This is a genomic window from Streptomyces sp. NPDC088706 (assembly GCF_044752765.1).
Classification (GTDB): Bacteria; Actinomycetota; Actinomycetes; order Streptomycetales; family Streptomycetaceae; genus Streptomyces.
This window is the reverse complement of record NZ_JBIVLW010000008.1, coordinates 175,633-192,713: the sequence shown is the minus strand read 5'-3', so window position 1 is coordinate 192,713 and position 17,081 is coordinate 175,633. Positions and strand designations below refer to the sequence as shown.

The 17,081-nt window shown below is 72.4% G+C and carries 14 protein-coding genes and 1 pseudogene; 7 read left to right on the top strand and 8 right to left on the bottom strand.

From position 1 onward, the window contains the following. Positions 1–39: 39 nt before the first annotated feature. Positions 40–1,620 carry a CHASE3 domain-containing protein gene (locus tag ACIQAK_RS20460; RefSeq protein WP_401848615.1) on the bottom strand — a complete coding sequence of 527 codons (1,581 nt, stop codon included), beginning with the start codon at positions 1,618–1,620 and terminating at the stop codon, positions 40–42. 153 nt (positions 1,621–1,773) lie between these two features. On the opposite strand from ACIQAK_RS20460, the gene ACIQAK_RS20455 reads away from it, so the two are divergent. Next, positions 1,774–2,709, top strand: coding sequence for a response regulator (locus ACIQAK_RS20455; RefSeq protein ID WP_366390213.1), 936 nt, complete (start codon positions 1,774–1,776; stop codon positions 2,707–2,709). Positions 2,710–2,823: 114 nt separating this feature from the next. Here ACIQAK_RS20455 and ACIQAK_RS20450 read toward each other — a convergent pair whose 3' ends face one another. Next, positions 2,824–3,774 (bottom strand): oxygenase MpaB family protein, encoded by a 951-nt coding sequence (locus tag ACIQAK_RS20450; RefSeq protein WP_366390214.1) that lies wholly within the window; start codon positions 3,772–3,774, stop codon positions 2,824–2,826. A 190-nt stretch (positions 3,775–3,964) separates the two neighbouring features. Here ACIQAK_RS20450 and ACIQAK_RS20445 point away from each other — a divergent pair, with 190 nt between their 5' ends. After that, positions 3,965–4,567 carry a TetR family transcriptional regulator gene (locus ACIQAK_RS20445; protein WP_366390215.1) on the top strand — a complete coding sequence of 201 codons (603 nt, stop codon included), beginning with the start codon at positions 3,965–3,967 and terminating at the stop codon, positions 4,565–4,567. A gap of 70 nt (positions 4,568–4,637) precedes the next feature. Here the strand turns inward: ACIQAK_RS20445 and ACIQAK_RS20440 are convergent, their stop codons facing one another. Next, positions 4,638–6,017 carry a mycothione reductase gene (locus ACIQAK_RS20440; RefSeq protein ID WP_366390216.1) on the bottom strand — a complete coding sequence of 460 codons (1,380 nt, stop codon included), beginning with the start codon at positions 6,015–6,017 and terminating at the stop codon, positions 4,638–4,640. Between the two features lie 219 nt (positions 6,018–6,236). Here ACIQAK_RS20440 and ACIQAK_RS20435 point away from each other — a divergent pair. The 3 genes and pseudogenes from ACIQAK_RS20435 to ACIQAK_RS20425 all read left to right on the top strand — a co-directional run. Beyond that, a pseudogene (locus ACIQAK_RS20435) lies at positions 6,237–6,454 on the top strand (glycoside hydrolase family 15 protein); the annotation flags it as partial. 584 nt (positions 6,455–7,038) lie between these two features. Further along, on the top strand, positions 7,039–8,256 hold the full coding sequence (locus ACIQAK_RS20430) for a JmjC domain-containing protein (protein WP_366390217.1): 1,218 nt from the start codon (positions 7,039–7,041) through the stop codon (positions 8,254–8,256). Continuing rightward, positions 8,253–9,149: a sucrase ferredoxin gene (locus ACIQAK_RS20425; RefSeq protein WP_366390218.1), complete on the top strand. Its 897-nt coding sequence runs from the start codon at positions 8,253–8,255 to the stop codon at positions 9,147–9,149. Before ACIQAK_RS20430 ends, ACIQAK_RS20425 begins: the two co-directional genes overlap by 4 nt. A gap of 17 nt (positions 9,150–9,166) precedes the next feature. On the opposite strand, the gene ACIQAK_RS20420 is transcribed toward ACIQAK_RS20425, so the two are convergent. The 4 genes from ACIQAK_RS20420 to ACIQAK_RS20405 form a co-directional block, all read right to left on the bottom strand. Then, a complete protein-coding gene (locus ACIQAK_RS20420; protein ID WP_366390219.1) occupies positions 9,167–9,790 on the bottom strand; it encodes a class I SAM-dependent methyltransferase in 624 nt (207 codons plus the stop codon). A 117-nt stretch (positions 9,791–9,907) separates the two neighbouring features. Then, positions 9,908–11,176, bottom strand: coding sequence for a pyroglutamyl peptidase (locus ACIQAK_RS20415; RefSeq protein WP_366390220.1), 1,269 nt, complete (start codon positions 11,174–11,176; stop codon positions 9,908–9,910). Positions 11,177–11,348: 172 nt separating this feature from the next. Further along, a complete protein-coding gene (locus ACIQAK_RS20410) occupies positions 11,349–11,834 on the bottom strand; it encodes an LIC_13387 family protein (protein WP_366390221.1) in 486 nt (161 codons plus the stop codon). Then, positions 11,831–13,042 carry an FAD-dependent monooxygenase gene (locus tag ACIQAK_RS20405; RefSeq protein WP_366390222.1) on the bottom strand — a complete coding sequence of 404 codons (1,212 nt, stop codon included), beginning with the start codon at positions 13,040–13,042 and terminating at the stop codon, positions 11,831–11,833. Before ACIQAK_RS20405 ends, ACIQAK_RS20410 begins: the two co-directional genes overlap by 4 nt. A gap of 89 nt (positions 13,043–13,131) precedes the next feature. Between ACIQAK_RS20405 and ACIQAK_RS20400 the strand changes: the two genes are divergently transcribed. Next, complete coding sequence (locus tag ACIQAK_RS20400) at positions 13,132–13,716, top strand: TetR family transcriptional regulator (RefSeq protein ID WP_366390223.1); 585 nt, start codon at positions 13,132–13,134, stop codon at positions 13,714–13,716. 146 nt (positions 13,717–13,862) lie between these two features. On the opposite strand, the gene ACIQAK_RS20395 is transcribed toward ACIQAK_RS20400, so the two are convergent. Next, complete coding sequence (locus tag ACIQAK_RS20395) at positions 13,863–14,273, bottom strand: Fur family transcriptional regulator (RefSeq protein ID WP_366390224.1); 411 nt, start codon at positions 14,271–14,273, stop codon at positions 13,863–13,865. A 388-nt stretch (positions 14,274–14,661) separates the two neighbouring features. On the opposite strand from ACIQAK_RS20395, the gene katG reads away from it, so the two are divergent. Then, on the top strand, positions 14,662–16,917 hold the full coding sequence (katG, locus tag ACIQAK_RS20390) for a catalase/peroxidase HPI (RefSeq protein ID WP_366390225.1): 2,256 nt from the start codon (positions 14,662–14,664) through the stop codon (positions 16,915–16,917). Positions 16,918–17,081: the final 164 nt, after the last annotated feature.

Below are 17,081 nucleotides of genomic sequence, written 5' to 3'. Positions count from 1 at the left end.
TGGGGCGGCGGAGTGGGCGTCATGCCTCAGGTCACGAGCTCACGGGATGTCTCCCGCCATGACCTCACGAGTGGCGCCGCGGTCTGCGTCCACGGGATGGGGAAGCAGTGCGCGAGGGGGTGCCTTCTGCAGGGTGAAGACGATCCGGGTGCCGGGTGTGTGGGCGGGATCGACGGTGATGGTTCCTCCGTGGTACTCCACGATCTTCTTGCAGAGGGCCAGTCCGATGCCGTTGCCCGCGTACTGCTCGCGTGTGTGCAGGCGCTGGAAGACGACGAACACCCGGTCGGCGAACTCCTCGTCGATACCGATGCCGTTGTCGGTCAGGGCGAACTCCCAGCCGTTCTCCACGGGCCGGCAGCCGAGGTGGATGACGGGTGAGCGATCGGGCGCCCGGAATTTCATCGCGTTGGTGAGGAGGTTCTGGAACAGCATGCCGAGCTGGCTGGGCTCGCCGGACAGGGTGGGCAGCGGATCGTGGGTGATGACCGCGTCCGACTCCTCGACGGCCAGGCTGAGCGAGGAGAGGATCCGCTCGAACTTGTCGTCGAGGTCGACGCGCTGGTGCTCGGTCGCCAGCCTGCCGACGCGCGAGAAGTCCAGGAGGTCGCTGATCAGGCTCTGCATACGGGTCGCCCCGTCGACGGCGAAGGCGATGTACTGGCCGGCCCGCTCGTCGAGGTTCTTGGCATAGCGCCGCTCCAGCAGCTGGCAGAAGCTCGCCACCTTGCGCAGCGGCTCCTGCAGGTCGTGGGAGGCGACGTACGCGAACTGTTCCAGTTCGGCGTTGGAGCGGCGCAGCTCCTCGGCCTGCGCGGCCAGGCCCGCCCGGGCCACGTCGCGGTGGGCGAGCTCGTCGGCCAGGCGGGCGCGCATGCTCTCGACATCCACCGCGAGGAGCCGAAGGTCCGCGGGGCCGGTACCGGCGACCGGATGGCCGAAGTCACCACCGGCGACCGTGCGCACATGGCCAGAGAGGCGGTCCAGGTGATCGGTCACGCCGCGGCGGAGACCGATGAAGACCGATGCGGTGAGGGCGAGGATGGTGAGCGCTATGGCGCCGAACGACCAGTTGCGCAGGTTCCGCGCCTCCAGGAGGTCGGCCCGGGCCCCGGCCCGGTCGGCCGCCAGCCGCGACTGCTGAACGGAGGTGGCCGAGCGTACGGAGTCGAAGAGGGCCTTTCCTTCGACGGCGCGCTCGGCGGCCGCGGCCTTCGGGTCGTCGGCGGCGACCACGGGCCGGGCGATACGGGCCTGCCACCGGTCGGCACGCCTGATCACCTCGGCCAGGTCCCGCTCCGTCGCCCGGTCGCCACCGGTCGCCGTACGCAGGTCGCCTACGGCCTTCCTCTGCTGCTCCAGGCCCTCACGGAAGGGGGCGAGAAAGCTGTCCTGCCCGGTCACCCCGTAGCCGCGGATACCGGTCTCCTGGTTGACCAGAGCGCTCTCCAGCCGGACCGCGGCTATCAGCGCGGGGGTGGAGTGGTCGACCAGACGCGTGTTGATCGTGGTCGACCGGGCGAGGACCCAGCTCCCGAACAGCATGAGCGCGAGCAGCAGCGACAGCGCGGCAGCGGCGGTGACCGCGAGCCAGCGTTTCGTCGTCCACCCGGCGGTCATGGGTCTCTTCGGCTTCCCGGTCGGCTCGGCAGTGCCCAGACCCACGGCGTGTACTCCTAGGTGAGAGGCCCGGACGGCTCCGAGCCGGAACAGGATACCGCCGCCGACAACGCTTGTTGTCACGGTCCCCTCCGAGCGCCTACGCTGACGGCCATGGGCCACGACAGCACCTTCGACGACCGGGAGATGCTGGATGTGCTCGCCGACAGCGGTCTGCGGGAGCTGGCGCAGCGGATAGCCGAGCAGGCGCTGAACGGCTGCTTCGCCGATCCCGGAGCCGCACATCCCGAAGCGGTACACCCCGAGGCCGCGCACCCCGAGGCCGCGCACCCCGAAACCGCACACCCCGAAGCCCCGCACCCCGGACCGGCGCAGGCCGCTGCGCCGGGCGGGGGTCTCGGGCGCGTCGACCCACTGGTCCGTCTCCGGGTGCTGGCCCACCTCAGCAGGGCGGTCACCCGCCAGGCCGAGGCCGAGGCCGCCGCGGCGGCCAGAGCGGGCGCGAACTACCCACAGCTCGGAGCGGCGTGGGGGATCAGCCGGCAGGGCGCCCGCAGGCGCTGGCCGGGTCTGGTCTTCACCGCCGAGCCACCCACCCGTCCCCTTCCCACCCGCCATCACCGGAGCCATGACGTGAACGCCTTCACCACGAACCGCCCCTACAACGTCCTCCTCGTCGAGGACGACCCGGCGGACGCCCTGCTCATCGAGGAGGCTCTGGTGGATCGCGGCATGGCCCGCACCATCGACCAGGTCACCGACGGCATCGCCGCCCTGGCCTATCTGCGCGACCCCGCCAAGGAGCGCCCCGACCTCATCGTCCTCGACCTGAACATGCCCCGCATGAACGGCCGCGAACTGCTGGCCGTGCTCAAGGACGACGCCTCGCTCAGCGGTATTCCCGTCGTCGTGCTGACCACGTCCTCCGCCCCTGACGACGTCGAGGACGCCTACCGCCAGCACGCCAACGCGTACGTCACCAAGCCCGTCAACCTCGACGCGTTCATCAGGTCCGTCCAGGAGATCGACGCCTTCTTCCTCGACACCGCACAGATCCCGCCCCGCCCGCAGAGTTCCGAGAACAACTGATCCGCACGCGACGCCCCGGCCCGACGCCCCGGCCAGGAGGAGCACTCCCGTACCACCGCCCTCGCCATCGACACCCTGGCTCTCCGAGCGGTCCCAGCTGCTCAGCGCACGCGGTCAGCCTTTCGGCACATAGTGCTGCGGTAGCCCGCGCCGCTCCTCCGGCGGAAGGTTCCGGGCCGGTGTCTCCACCCGGCCCGCCGCCGGCCGGCTCCGCTCGCGGTCCCAGCCGGCCCGGGCGCGCGGGTGGAAGCGGCGTCGCTCGGGAACGCGTTGCCATACGTGGTGCACCAGTCGGCCCAGCAGACGCAGCGACCGTTCGTCGTGTGCCGTCCAGCGAAGCCCGAGGCGTTCGCGTACCGCCGGCGGATACATACCGACCGTGATCCACAGGGCCAGCCGGACGATCGGAACGCGGGCGAGGGCCCACAGCGGCGAGGGCAGCAGCCGCAGGAGGGGCGGTTTGGCGATACGTCGCATGTCCAGGACGTCCCGGGTCGGCCGGTTGTCCTCCAGGACGTCGGCGCACATGTGGTCCCAGTACCTCTGGAACTCCTCCCAGCTGCGGGGAACGGGCTTCATGGACAGGCCGTACAGCGCGTACCAGCGGACGTGCTCGTCGAAGAGCGTACGGCGCTGCGCTTCGGTGAGACCGCCGTCGAAGTGCTCGGCCACCTGCACCGTGAGCATGAAGAAGGTGGCGTGCGCCCAGTAGAAGGTGCCCGGGTTGAGGGCGTGGTACGGGCGGCCTCGCTCGTCGACCCCCCTGATCGAGGCGTGGTAGCCGCGCACTTCGCGGGCCGTCCGGGCGGCGAGCGGACCGTCGTAGACCACTCCGCCGATCGGGTACAGCGAGCGGAAGAGGCGTTCCCAGCGCTCCTCGAAGAAGCGGGAGTGCGCGGCGACGCCCGCACCCAGTTCGGGGTGCATGTTCTGCATCGATCCGGCCCAGGGGGCGAGGAGGAGGCCTCTCCAGTCGCCGAACCAGCGCCAGGTGAGGGAGTCGGGGCCGAGGGGTTCGACGGATCTCGGGTCGGTCGGGTCCGGTCCGTGAGCTGACGCTGTCACGTGCACCTCCGCTGAGGGATTCCGTTCCGGGGCCGCTCTGTTCGTGAGGGTGCCGGGTCCGTCCGTGACGGTGCCAGGGGTGGCTCGTCCCGGCAGTTGCCCGGAGGCCCATCTGAGGACACCTGTCATCAGGCTAGAATCTGCGGACGGCTGTCGTCAATCGGGTCAACAGAAACTGGGGGAACCGGAGTTGGCGGAACGGAGCTGGGGCGGGACCAAGCTCGCCGATCGTCGCGCGGCCCGCCGGCGGATCCTGCTGGACACCGCCGAGCGGCTGGCCGGAGCGGAGGGGTGCGCGGCTGTCACGGTCCGATCCGTCTGCCGGGAGGCGCGCCTGACCGACCGCTACTTCTACGAGAGCTTCACCGGACGCGACGACCTGCTCCTGGCCGCCTTCGAGCGGGTCGCCGACGAGGCGCGAAGGGCCCTGGAGGGCGCCGTCGCGCGCAGCGGCCCCCAGTCCGGGCCCCGGGCCCGGGCCGCTGTCACCGCCTTCGTCGCCCTGGTCCTGGACGCGCCGCACAAGGGCCGGCTGCTGCTCCTGGAACCCTTCGCCGATCCGGCTCTCGGGGCCCGCAGCCACCGCCTCATGCCGGTGTTCACGGATCTCGTCGGCGGCCAGCTCTCCCGTACGGGGGACGACATCGACCGCCGTATGACCGCGCACGCCCTGGTCGGCGGTCTGGCGAACCTCTTCGCGGGGTGGCTGCACGGCACGCTCGACGTGCCGCGCGAGCGACTGGAGGCGCACTGCGTGGAGCTGGTGCTGGCGGCGACGACGCCCCGGGAGTAGTCATCCGCCCGGCGGGCCCGGCGGACGCGGCACCGTCCCGGTCACGCTGGCCGTCGCCGGCGACGGCCGTTCATCGTTCCTCCGTGTCCAGGTCGCGCAGGGCGTTCTCGACGACCTCGGTGAGGGCCGGGTGGATCCACAGGGGCTGCTCCGCCAGCTCGCGTACGGTCATGCCGGTGGTGAGGCCGATGACCAGGGGCTGTACCAGCGTGGCCGCCTGCGGACCGAGGATGTGGCCGCCCAGCAGACGTCCGGTGCGCCGGTCGGCGAGCACCTTGCAGAAGCCCTCGGTCTCCTCCAGGGCCCAGCCGTAGGCCACATCCGCGTACGCATGGACCGCGGCCGTGTAGTCGAGGCCCTGTTCGCGGGCCTCCTGCTCGGTGAGACCGACCTGGGCGATCTGCGGGCGGGTGAAGACGGCCGAGGGCACCGCGTCGTAACGCATGGTCCGCTCGTCGCCGGGGTGGAGCAGGTTGTGGGCGACGATCTCCGCCTCCCGGTTGGCGACGTGCTTGAGCGGCACGGGTGTGGAGATGTCACCGATGGCCCAGACGCCCTCGGCGCTCGTGCGCAGCTGCTCGTCGACGGTGATCCGTCCGTCGTCCCCGGCCTCGATGCCGGCTTCGTCCAGGCCGAGCCGGTCGCTGTTCGGCCGGCGTCCGACCGCCACCAGCAGCGTGTCCGCCTCCAGTACGCAGCCGTCGTCCAGGGTGAGGCGGAGGTTGCCGGGCTCCCCGGAGACGGCGGTCAGCTCCCGTCCCAGGCGCAGGTCCCAGTGCGCCCGCATGGCGCCGGTGAAGGTCTCGGAGACCTTCTCGTCCTGCTGCTGACCCAGCAGTGAGTCCGACTTCTCGATGACGGTCACGTGGCTGCCGAGCGAGTGGAAGACGTGGGCCAGCTCGGCGGCGATGTATCCGCCGCCGAGGACGACGAGCCGGCGCGGCACGTCGTCCAGGCGCATGACCGTGTCGGAGGTCTCGTACGGCAGCCCGGAGTCCTCGACCACCGGGGGGACGACCGGCCGGCCGCCGGCGGCGACCACGAGCCGGTCGGCCTCGATCTCCACCGTCGCGTCCTCGGTCTCCACCGTGAGCCGGCGTGGGCCCGTGAAGCGGGCGGTGCCCCGGTACACGGTGATGTGGTCGGACTTCCGGCGTCCCTCCTCCCCCTCGCGGGCCGCGTTGTCGAGGCGGCCGAAGACCCGCTCCCGGACATCCCGCCAGCGGACGCCCCGCAGCTCGCCGTCGACGTCGTGGCGCGGGGCGTCGCGGACGGAGTCGGCGACGTCGGCCGTGGCCGCGAGCATCTTGCTGGGGATGCAGCCCGCGTTCAGGCAGGTACCCCCGAAGGGGCCCGCGGAGACGAGGGCGATGTCGAGGTGGGCGAAACGCTCGTCGATGAGAGCGTTGCCCGTACCGGCTCCCAGAACGATCAGGTCATGTCGGCGCATGGCGGAAACGTAACCGCTATGTCCGCGATTACGCCTGCCGCACCGGGTCCGCCCGAATCCTTATCCGGCGTGTCCCGCCAGGTCACTGCCCGGGAGACCGATGCGACCGACGCCGTCACCGACTTCCGCCTGCGGCAGGGGCAGACCGAGGTGTCCGTGCTGACCTGCGGGGAGGCGGCGTGCACCGGCGACAGCACGGAACCGGTCGGGCCGGACGAGGCCGGCGGTCTGTTCGACGCCACGGTGGCCTTCTGGCGGTCCTGGATCTCCCGCTCCCGCTACTCCGGCCGATGGCGGGAGATGGCGCACCGCTCGGCGCTCCCCTGAAACTGCTCACCCACGAGCCGACCGGCGCGATCGTCGCCGCGCCCACCGTGGGTCTGCCCGAGGTGGAGGGCGGCGAGCGCAACTGGGACTACCGCTACGCATGGATCCGCGTCCGAGGTGCCACGGCACCTCGGACGTTCTGGCATTCGGAGGACTTCCCGTGCTCGAATCGATGTTTTCCGATGACAGGGATACGGTGATTACGGGCCTATTCGGTGTATATCGACTTCCCCGACGAGCCTGTCGACTTCCCCGGCGAGCGGGTTTCCGAAAGACGGAGAACCATCGTCCCCATGGTGCGATCCCCAGGAGGCATGATGTCCCACCCCGAGCGTGACGCGAACGAGCACGAGGGACCCGCGGACGGCGGAGCGGCGGGCACCCCCGGCGTCCACGACGGAGGAGCCGACGGCGGAGCTGACGGCGGAGCCGAAGGGCCCGCGGACGGCGGGGCGGCGGGCACTCCCGGCGTCCACGACGGAGGAGCCGACGGCGGAGCTGACGGCGGAGCTGACGGCGGAGCCGAGGGGCCCGCGGACGGTGGAGCTGCGGGCACCCCCGGCGTCCACGACGGAGGAGCCGATGGCGGGGCCGACGGCGGAGCCGAGGGGCCCGCGGACGGTGGAGCTGCGGGCACCCCCGGCGTTGACGACGGCGGAGCCGACGGCGGAGCCGATGAGGCTGGCAACCGCTCTTGAGCGTGTCCCGGACCGAACTCAAGGATGCTGGCACCCTTCGGGGCGCCGGCGTTCTGGAGTCCCGCCTGACCAGGCTGAGCCGTCAGGAGTTCGCCCGTGACGTCTGGGCGCGGACGGCGGCGCTGACCCGGGACGCGAGCGACTTCTCCGATCTGTTCTCCGCCTCCGCCGTGGATGAGCTGATCTCGCGCCGCGGACTGCGTACGCCGTTCCTCCGGGTCGCCAAGGACGGCGCCACGCTGCCCTCGTCGTCGTTCACCGCGGCCGCGGGAGTCGGAGCCACCATCGGCGACCAGCTCGACGACACCGCCCTGTGGCGGGCGTTCGCCGACGGGGCCACCCTCGTTCTGCAAGCGCTCCACCGCACCTGGGAGCCGGTCGCGGACCTCGTCTCCGAGCTGAGTACGGAGCTGGGGCACCCCGTGCAGGCGAACGCCTACGTGACCCCACCGCAGAACCGCGGGTTCGACGCGCACTACGACGTGCACGATGTCTTCGTCCTCCAGATCGAGGGGGCGAAGCGGTGGATCATCCACGAGCCCGTACTGCCCGATCCGTTGCGCGATCAGCCGTGGACCGATCACCGGTCGGCCGTCGCCGACGGGGCCGCACGCGGGACGGCACACCTGGACACGGTGCTGCGTCCCGGCGATGTGCTGTACCTGCCGCGCGGGTGGCTGCACTCCGCGCGGGCGCAGGGGCAGGTCTCGGTCCATCTGACCCTCGGTGTGCACACCTGGACCCGTTACGCGCTGGCCGAGCAGCTGACCCGGGCCGCCCTCTCGGCGCTGGGTGACGATCCCCTGATGCGCCGGAGCCTCCCGCTGGGGACGGACGGTCCGAACGGGCCGGGCGGCGAGGTCGACCTGGTACGTGAGCGCCTGCTGGCCGCCCTCGTCCGGGCCGATCCCGCTCCACTGTTCCATCGCGCCCGGCGGGGCCAGGGACGCCCGGCACCGCTGGGACCGCTGGCCCAGCTCACCGCGTTGGACGGCCTCGGCCCGACGTCGCCGGTGCGGCTGCGGAAGGCGCTGGAGCCACGGCTGGAAGGGACGCGGCTGTTCACCCGCGTGGGCCACCTCGACTTCCCGGCAGCCGATCTCGCACCCGTGACCCGACTGCTCGACGGCCAGGTCCGCACGGCCGGCGACCTGGGCCTCGCTCTCGCCGGGCGGCTGCTGCGGGCGGGCGTGCTGGTGCCCGCGGACCGGTGATCCCGCCGGGACGCTTCTTCTGCGCCGACGCCGCCCGGGCGCGTGGCGACGCGTTCGTGGGCACCGCTCCGTACGGCTCCGTCTGGGTCCTCATCGAGTACCGGCGCAGCTGGCCCGCCAACGGTTTCGACGGCCTCGACCTCGATCCGGCGACCAAGGCGCTCGTGTTCCGCGCAGCCAGGGAGAGCCGGGCCCGGGTGCTTCTGGTCAGGCGGCACGGGCGCCGCCGGTCCGAGGGGAGCGGCCGTTGGGCGGTGCTGCGCCACGAGAGCTCCGGCGCTCTGCGCCAGCAGTGGGGCACCTGGGACCGCGACCAGGACCTGGCGCGGATCGTGACAGCTCTGGACTCCCCGGGGGAGCTGGGCGGGGCCCCGGTCGTCCTCGTCTGCGCCCACGGTATGCACGACGCCTGCTGTGCCGTGCGCGGGCGGCCCGTGGGCCGGGTGCTCAGTGCGTGCTGGCCCGACCTGGTGTGGGAGTGCACGCACGTGGGCGGTGACAGGTTCGCGGCCAATGTCGTCGTCGTACCCGACGGGGTCTACTACGGCGGTCTCGACGCCCTGTCGTCGGTCGCCGTGGTCGAGGAGCACCTGGCCGGCCGTATCCGTGCCGAGTATCTGCGGGGCTACACCACCCTCTATCCGCCGCAGCAGGCGGCGGTGGCCGCGGTGCTCGGGCGCTTCGGCCCGGCAGGCAGGCACGATTACGCGATCACCGGAACGGTCCGTGAAGGAGACGGCTGGCGCATCCGCGTCAGCGGCCGTCCGCCCCGTGCGAGAGTGCTCGACGTCGAGGTGCTGGCCCGGCGCACCCCGGCGCACCGGCTGACCTGCCGCGGACCGGCCGGGAGTTCCGCCGTCGTCTACGAGGTGACGTCGATCCGCGACGGCTGAGGATACGTCCGCACGACTCACGCGGTACGGGCGTGCACGCTGACGGCGTAACCGCAGCCCGGTACGTAGGGATCGCCGCTCCAGGTGGCGTAGCGCTGCCGCAGGGTCAGTCCGGCGTGGGCACACCACCGGTCGAAGTCCGCGAGGCCGAAGGGCGCTTTCGGCAGTGGCAGGTGGGCGGCGTCCAGCCCCATGCCCGTGACCAGCAGGCCGCCGGGCCGCAGCGCGGCGGACAACTGCCCGAGGACGGCCGCCTCGGTGCCGGGGGCCAGGAGGGGGATGACGTTCCCGGCCGCGAGCGCCAGGTCGAAGTCGGGTTCCAGGCCGAGGGTGTCCAGCCGGGCCAGGTCCCCGAGGAGCCACTCCTGTGCGGGGGCGTCGCGGCGGGCGACGGCGAGCATCGAGGGGTCGACGTCCACACCGGTGCAGTGGTGGCCCAGCTCCGCGAGCCGGATCGCGATCCGCCCGGTGCCGCAGCCGGCGTCGAGCACCCGGGCGCCGGGCTCCACCGACGCGGCGCAGAAGGTGGCCTCGCCGTGGATGTCGTGCCCGGATGCGGCGAGCCGTGCGAATCGCCGGGCGTAGCCTTCCCCGGCCTGTCCGCCGGTCAGTTCCGCCCAGCGGTCCCGGTTCCCGGTCATGTCCACGCGCCTTCCCGTCAGCCGCCCCGTCGAGCAGCATAGATGCCGGTGCGCCGCGCCATTCGCGTACGGAGAGGCGCGCGGCGGTCCGCGGTCCTGAAGACGCGGCCCGGATGCTCAATCGGCCGCACCCAGCGCTGTCTTCACCAGGGCCCGCACCTGGCGCACGATGTCCGAGCGGTTGCGCTCGAAGTCCGGGTCGGTGACACCGCCCGTCCTCGGGTCCGTGTTCTGCGCGCCGAACCGCAGGACCGGGGTGTGCAGATGGCCACCTGGCAGCTTCGGCAGCCCCATCCGGTCGCGCAGCAGGGTGGCCCGGTAGGCGATCTCGTTGGAGAGGTAGTCGCCGCCGTCGCCGGCCCGCGACGCCGAGCCGGCGGTGGGCCCGTCCGGCCTGGTCACCGGCTGGGTGCCGCCCGCCGGGATCTCGGTGACCTGGGTGTTGTCGTACACCGGGAAGCGGCCCGTGTCCGCTTCGGTGAGCTGACGGTACGGGAGGGTGGTGGAGGTCCACTGCGGCTGCGAGTGGGGGTGGGTGACGGGCACGGTGCCGGTGCGCGCCACGTTCTCGTTGTCGGGGAAGCCGCCACGCCAGGCGCCGTTGGTGCGCTCCACGTCGAAACGCCCCTGGCGGCCCTGGCTGATGGTGGTGAACAGGTCCAGGTGCGGCAGGTGCCGGGCGAGGACCCGCTCGACGGTCCCCTCGGCGAAGTCCGTCCAGCGCACCGGGAAGACCACGGCCTCCACCCGGGCCGGCCCCTTAGCGGTCCGCACCAAGGTGCCGTCCAGGGCGAGCGCGCTCGCGCCGGAGGGATTCCCGATCCGGACGTCCCGGTCCAGGGTGAACGGATCGAAGCCGGTGACGAGGACCCGCTGCACCTGGCGGCCCGGATGGCGGATGTCGTCCTGGCCGCGCGAGGAGGTCTCCAGAGCGGCGTGCAGGGCCGTGCGCTGCCGGTCGTCCAGGCCGAACCGGGGCGTCCACTCCCGAAGTTCACGGCCGAGGGCGATTCGGGCCCAGTACAAGGGGCGGTCATCGCCCCGGCCGAGGGCGGCCGTGGCGGGTCCGCGGCCCTGGGCGCGGTCCACGGCTCGCTGCCACAGCGCCGAGGCGTGGCGGGTCACCGTCCGCTGTGCCTGCGCGTAGCTGCGGGAGCCCTCCAGCGCGTGGGCGAAGCGCGGGGCCAGGGCGTCGAACCCGCTGCGCCGCAGGATCTCCCGCGGAACGGCCCGATCCAGGCGCTGCTCCTCGACGGTGGGCTGCGCGGTGCTGCGGGCGGTGTCGGTGGAGGACGCCGCGGCAGGGAGGGTGGAGGCGGCGAGGACGAGCAGGAGTGTCACGCCGCCCAGACCGAGCCGGGTGATTGCAGGGAGCTGGTGCCTCACGTGGACCCTTTCGAAAGAACGGTTGGTTCCGCAGTATCCCGGCACTGCCGGAGGCGGCACCATGGGGCATGAACCCGGTCGGCTCGCGGCGGGCGAGGGCGGCGTACCGGCACATCGGTGTGCTTGATCCCGTGCCGACGACACCTCCAGGCCTGGGTGTCAGTCTGCCGCGTCACGCACCCGTACTCGCGCGAGCGGCAGGGGTGGCAGCCCTGCGCAACGACAGGGCGAAGGCGCAGGCGCAGACGGTGAGGACGACGATCGGCGGAGGGGGGAGCAGGAGGAGCGCTGTCGCCAGGACGGCCAGGGAGACCGCCAGGGCGATCCATCCGAAGGCGGTGCGGCGCTGGACGAGAACGGGGGCGTGGCGGACGGCGGCGAGGATGAGCAGGCCGCAGGTGATGCTGAAGAACGCCATGGCGATGCTCATGCCGTTGAAGACATCGAGGACGGTGCGCTCCAGGCCCAGCAGGACGAGCGTGGACTCCCGCATGGCCCTCTCGGCCGCACTCCGCTCCGGCGTCCGGGCGGCCGACGCCGCGACGGCGGAGAGGGCGAGGTGGCCGAGCCCCAGCAGGACGAATCCGTAGGCGCCCACCTTGAAGGGCCGCACGGAATCGGCCGGGGGCAGGGGGTGGGATGTGACCGCGCTGTTCATGGCTGCTCCTGGATGTCGACGGGTGAGGGCGGGGTCGGGACCGGACCGGACGGGGGCTGCCAGCCGAGGACCGTGTCCAGAGCCCTCGACGTGACCCCCCACGGCGTGGCCCGTACGGCCAGATTCCGGCCGGCCACGGCGAGGGGGTGGGCGAGCCGGGCGACTTCACCGACGCGTCGGGAGCGGCGGCTGATACGGGTGGTGCGCCGGACTCTGGCCCTCGTGTAGGCGGCGAGCGCGGCCGGTACGTCGGCGTCGCCGGCGAGGACGTGCGCCATGACGACCGCGTCCTCGATGGCCTGGCAGCCGCCCTGGCCCATGTTGGGTGTCATCGCGTGGGCGGCGTCACCGAGCAGGGCCACCCGGCCGGAGTGGAACCGGGGCAGGGGCGAGGCCAGCTCGTGAAAGTCGTGGTGGAGTATGCCGACGGGGTCGGGGTCGTGCTGGCCGAGCCGGTCCAGCAGCGCGGGTATCGGATCGTGCCACGCGCCGAAGCGCCGGGTCAGCTCCGCGTGGTGGTCGGCCGGCTTCGTACCGGGACCGGTGACAGCGGTGGCGTAGAGGTAGATCCGGCCGTCGACGAGGGGGACGATGCCGAACCGCTCCCCCCGGCCCCAGGTCTCGGCCGCCGACCGGACAGGCAGGCCGGCGCCGGACAACACCGCCCGCCACCCGGCCTCACCGGCGTGACGCAGACCGGGGTGCCGGGGGAAGAGCTGCCCACGCAGGACGCTGCGCATGCCGTCGGCCGCCACGACGACGTCGGCGCGCAGGTCGCCCGCCGACGTACGCACGACCGCCGAGCCCCCGGCGTCGTCCACTCCGGTCACCGATACGCCCAGGCGTACGACGCCGGGCGGCAGCGCGGCGGCGAGGGTGTCGATCAGGAAGCCTCGGTGCACGGCGCGGGCGGGGGGCCCGTAGCGGGCGGACGCGGCACCGGTGCCGGTTCGGCTCAGCCACGCGCCGTCGGGGGTACGCAGCCCGACCGGACCGGGCAGGGCGTGACCCGCCCACCTCTCGGGACCCAGGCCGATCGAGTCCAGGGCGCGCAGGGCGTTGGGGGCGAGCACGATGCCGGCGCCGATACCCGTGAGGACGGGTGCCCGTTCACACACGGTCACGCGCCATCCGCGGCGGCTCAGGGCCACCGCCGCGGCCAGGCCCCCGATACCGCCTCCGGCTACGACACCATGACGAACACTCATGCCGGCCGCCTCCCTCACACTCGTCACCGACGCACCCTCTACATCCGTAGAGGGCGATGCTGCGCACTCTACACCTATAGAGTGTGGGTGTGTCCCTCCCTGATCGCCGAGACCTGATCGCCGACGCCGCCATCGGCACGGTGGCCTCCGCCGGCCTGCGTGGCCTGACCCATCGCGCGGTCGACACCGCTGCGGGGCTGCCGGCCGGCAGCACGTCGTACTACTTCCGCACGCGGAGCGCTCTGATCAGCGCCTGCTACCTCCGGCTCGCACAACTACTGGTCACCGACGTGGACCGATGGGAGACGGAGCACGGAGTTCCGGACGCGGACTCCGCCGCGGAGGGACTGGCCACGCTGCTGCACCACTGGCTGACCGTGGCGCGGGACCGCCAACTCGCCCGCTTCGAGCTCAGCCTGGAGGCGACCCGGCGTCCGGAGCTGCGCGCCGACCTGGAGACCGCCGGCCTCGCCGCCCGGTCCAGGGCCGCCACCCTGCTGGCGGCGCTCGGCGCCCCCCGCCCGGCACAGGCGGCCGACCTGCTCGTCGCCTGGACCGACGGCGTGCTGTACGACCGGCTCGCCGGCGCACCGGCCGCGAGCCGCCCGGTACCCGACGTGACCGAACTGACCCCGGTCGTCCGGCGGATGCTCACCGCCGCGCTCTCCGCCTGACACGCGAGGACTCGCCCTCAGCGGCCCCTCGGCCCCGGCCGTAGAAACGGCATCCACGCGTCAGCGGCACCTGGGCGCCGGCGGCAACCCATGTGTTCCGAGGCGGGTGCGCCAGCTCGCTTCGGGGCGGGTCGGGGCGGCTCGCCTCAGGAGCAGGCCGGGCACAAGCCGCGGTAGGTGATCTCCACCGAGCCGACGGCGAACCCGAACCGCTCGGCCTCGGGCAGGTCGCCGAGGGCGTTGCCGGCCGGGTGGACGTCGCGGACCGTGCCGCAGCCGGAGCACACCAGGTGCTGATGGGGGCGGCGCGCGTTCGGGTCGTAGCGCTTGGCGCGGCCGATGGTGGAGACCTCCAGCACCTCGCCGAGCACGACGAGTTCCCCCAGCGTGTTGTAGACGGTCGCGCGGGATATCTCCGGCAGCCGCTCGGCGGCCCGCACATGCACCTCGTCGGCCGTCAGGTGCACGTGGTCGCCGTCGAGGACCTCCGCGACGACACGCCGCTGTGAGGTCAGCCGCCAGCCACGGCCCCGCAGCCGCTGGAGAAGGTCGCTCATCTCGTTTCACCTGCTCCGGTTCGCGGAGGGACGCGGTCCACGGAGAGATCCGACGACGCGATACCCCGGTCGTTATGTTTTTAGTGCACTTCTTGACTTGGACGAAGTCCATCGTAGGATCGATCCCGGCGACATCCAAGAGACAGGAAGACTCCGGTACGGCAGCAGAGGCATGCGACGGGACACCGCCGGTAACACCGGGCGGCGCCGTCCGTCGGCCGAGCACCGTCCTCGCCGCATCGCCCGGGACCGTCCGGTCCGGTGATCAGCGAGGCGTTCGTGCGGCCCGCGGCGAGGTCCTGGCTCACAGCGTGCCCCTTCTGCACGGCTCGAATCCTCCTCCCCCGTTCAGCGCCCCCACGACCCACCGGGGCCGGAAGGATCACCCATGACCGAGAACCACGAGTCGCACGTCTTCGACCCCGTCGTCCCGGATTCGCCCGAGACGGCCATCCCGGAGGTGCCCGAGGCGCAGGCGGCCGGCTGCCCCGTGGCCCACGGCCGCGCGCCGCACCCCACTCAGGGCGGGGGGAACCGCCAGTGGTGGCCGGACCGCCTCAACCTGAGGATCCTCGCCAAGAACCCCGCCGTGGCGAACCCGCTCGGTGCGGACTTCGACTACGCGGCCGCGTTCCAGGCACTCGACCTGCCCGCGGTGAAGCGGGACATCGCCGAGGTGCTCACCACCTCGCAGGACTGGTGGCCCGCCGACTTCGGCAACTACGGGCCGCTGATGATCCGGATGGCCTGGCACAGCGCCGGCACCTACCGCATCAGCGACGGCCGCGGCGGCGCGGGCGCCGGTCAGCAGCGCTTCGCCCCGCTGAACAGCTGGCCGGACAACGGCAACCTGGACAAGGCCCGCCGGCTGCTGTGGCCGGTCAAGAAGAAGTACGGCCAGGCGCTGTCCTGGGCCGACCTGCTGATCCTCACCGGCAATGTCGCCCTGGAGACCATGGGCCTGAAGACCTTCGGCTTCGCCGGTGGCCGCGAGGACGTCTGGGAGTCGGAGGAGGACGTCTACTGGGGCCCGGAGACCACCTGGCTCGACGACGAGCGCTACACCGGCGACCGTGAGCTGGAGAGCCCGCTCGGCGCGGTCCAGATGGGCCTGATCTACGTCAACCCCGAAGGCCCCAACGGCAACCCGGACCCGATCGCGGCCGCCCGCGACATCCGCGAGACCTTCCGCCGGATGGCGATGAACGACGAGGAGACCGTCGCCCTCATCGCCGGTGGCCACACCTTCGGCAAGGCGCACGGCGCCGGCCCGGCCGAGAGCGTCGGCGCGGACCCCGAGGGCGCCCCGCTGGAGGAGCAGGGCCTGGGCTGGCGCAGCTCGTACAGGTCGGGCAAGGGCGGGGACGCCATCACCAGCGGTCTGGAGGTGACCTGGACCAGCACCCCGACCACGTGGGGCAACGAGTTCTTCCACAACCTCTTCGCCTACGAGTACGAGCTGACCGAGTCCCCGGCCGGTGCGAAGCAGTGGATCGCCAAGGACGCGGAGGCGACCATCCCGCACGCGCACGACGCGTCGAAGAAGCAGAAGCCGCAGATGCTCACCACCGACCTGTCGCTGCGCTTCGACCCGGCGTACGAGCGGATCTCGCGCCGCTTCCACGAGAACCCGGAGGAGTTCGCGGACGCCTTCGCGCGTGCCTGGTACAAGCTGACGCACCGCGACCTCGGCCCGATCCAGCGCTACCTGGGCCCCGAGGTCCCCTCGGAGGTGCTGCTGTGGCAGGATCCGCTGCCCGCGCGCACCGGTGAGCCGCTGGACGCCGCGGAGATCTCCGCGCTCAAGGAGCAGGTGCTGGCCACCGACCTGACGGTGGCGCAGCTGGTCTCGGCCGCCTGGGCCTCGGCCGCGTCCTTCCGCGGCAGCGACAAGCGCGGCGGCGCCAACGGCGCCCGGGTCCGGCTGGAGCCGCAGCGCGGCTGGGAGGCGAATGACCCTGATGAGCTGGCCCAGGTCCTGCGCGCCCTGGAAGGCATCCAGGACTCCTTCAACGCCAAGGGCGGCACGCAGGTCTCGCTGGCCGACCTGATCGTCCTCGCGGGCGGCGCGGCCGTCGAGCAGGCGGCCGAGGACGCCGGCGTCGAGGTACAGGTGCCGTTCACCGGGGGCCGGGTCGACGCCACGCAGGACCAGACGGACATCGAGTCCTTCGCCGCCCTGGAGCCCACGTACGACGGCTTCCGCAACTACACCGGCAAGGGCAGCCGCCTGCCCGCCGAGTACCTGCTCCTCGACCGGGCCAACCTGCTGACGCTGAGCGCTCCGGAGACCACCGTCCTGGTGGGCGGTCTGCGCGTGCTGGGCGCCAACAGCGGCGGCTCGAAGCACGGCGTCCTCACCGACCGCCCGGGCACGCTGACCAACGACTTCTTCGTGAACCTGCTCGACCTGGGCATCACCTGGAAGTCGACGTCGTCGGCGCAGGACGAGTTCGAGGCCCGCGACGCGGCGGGGCAGGTCCGGTGGACCGGCACCCGCGCCGACCTGGTCTTCGGCTCCAACTCCGAACTCCGGGCGCTCGCCGAGGTCTACGCGAGCGACGACGCGCGGGAGAAGTTCGTGACGGACTTCGTCGCCGCCTGGACCAAGGTCATGAACCTGGACCGCTTCGACCTGATCTGACCTGACCGCGCCGGGCCGTCCGCTCCACCGGTCACCGGCTCACTCCGGCTGTGGGGTCGGTGCGTGTGCGCACCGACCCCACAGCTTTCGAGCCGGCGATACCCGGCGTCAGGCGACGTCCCGGGCCACGGTCGCCGGCCGGAGCGGCCCTCGCCTACCGCCGG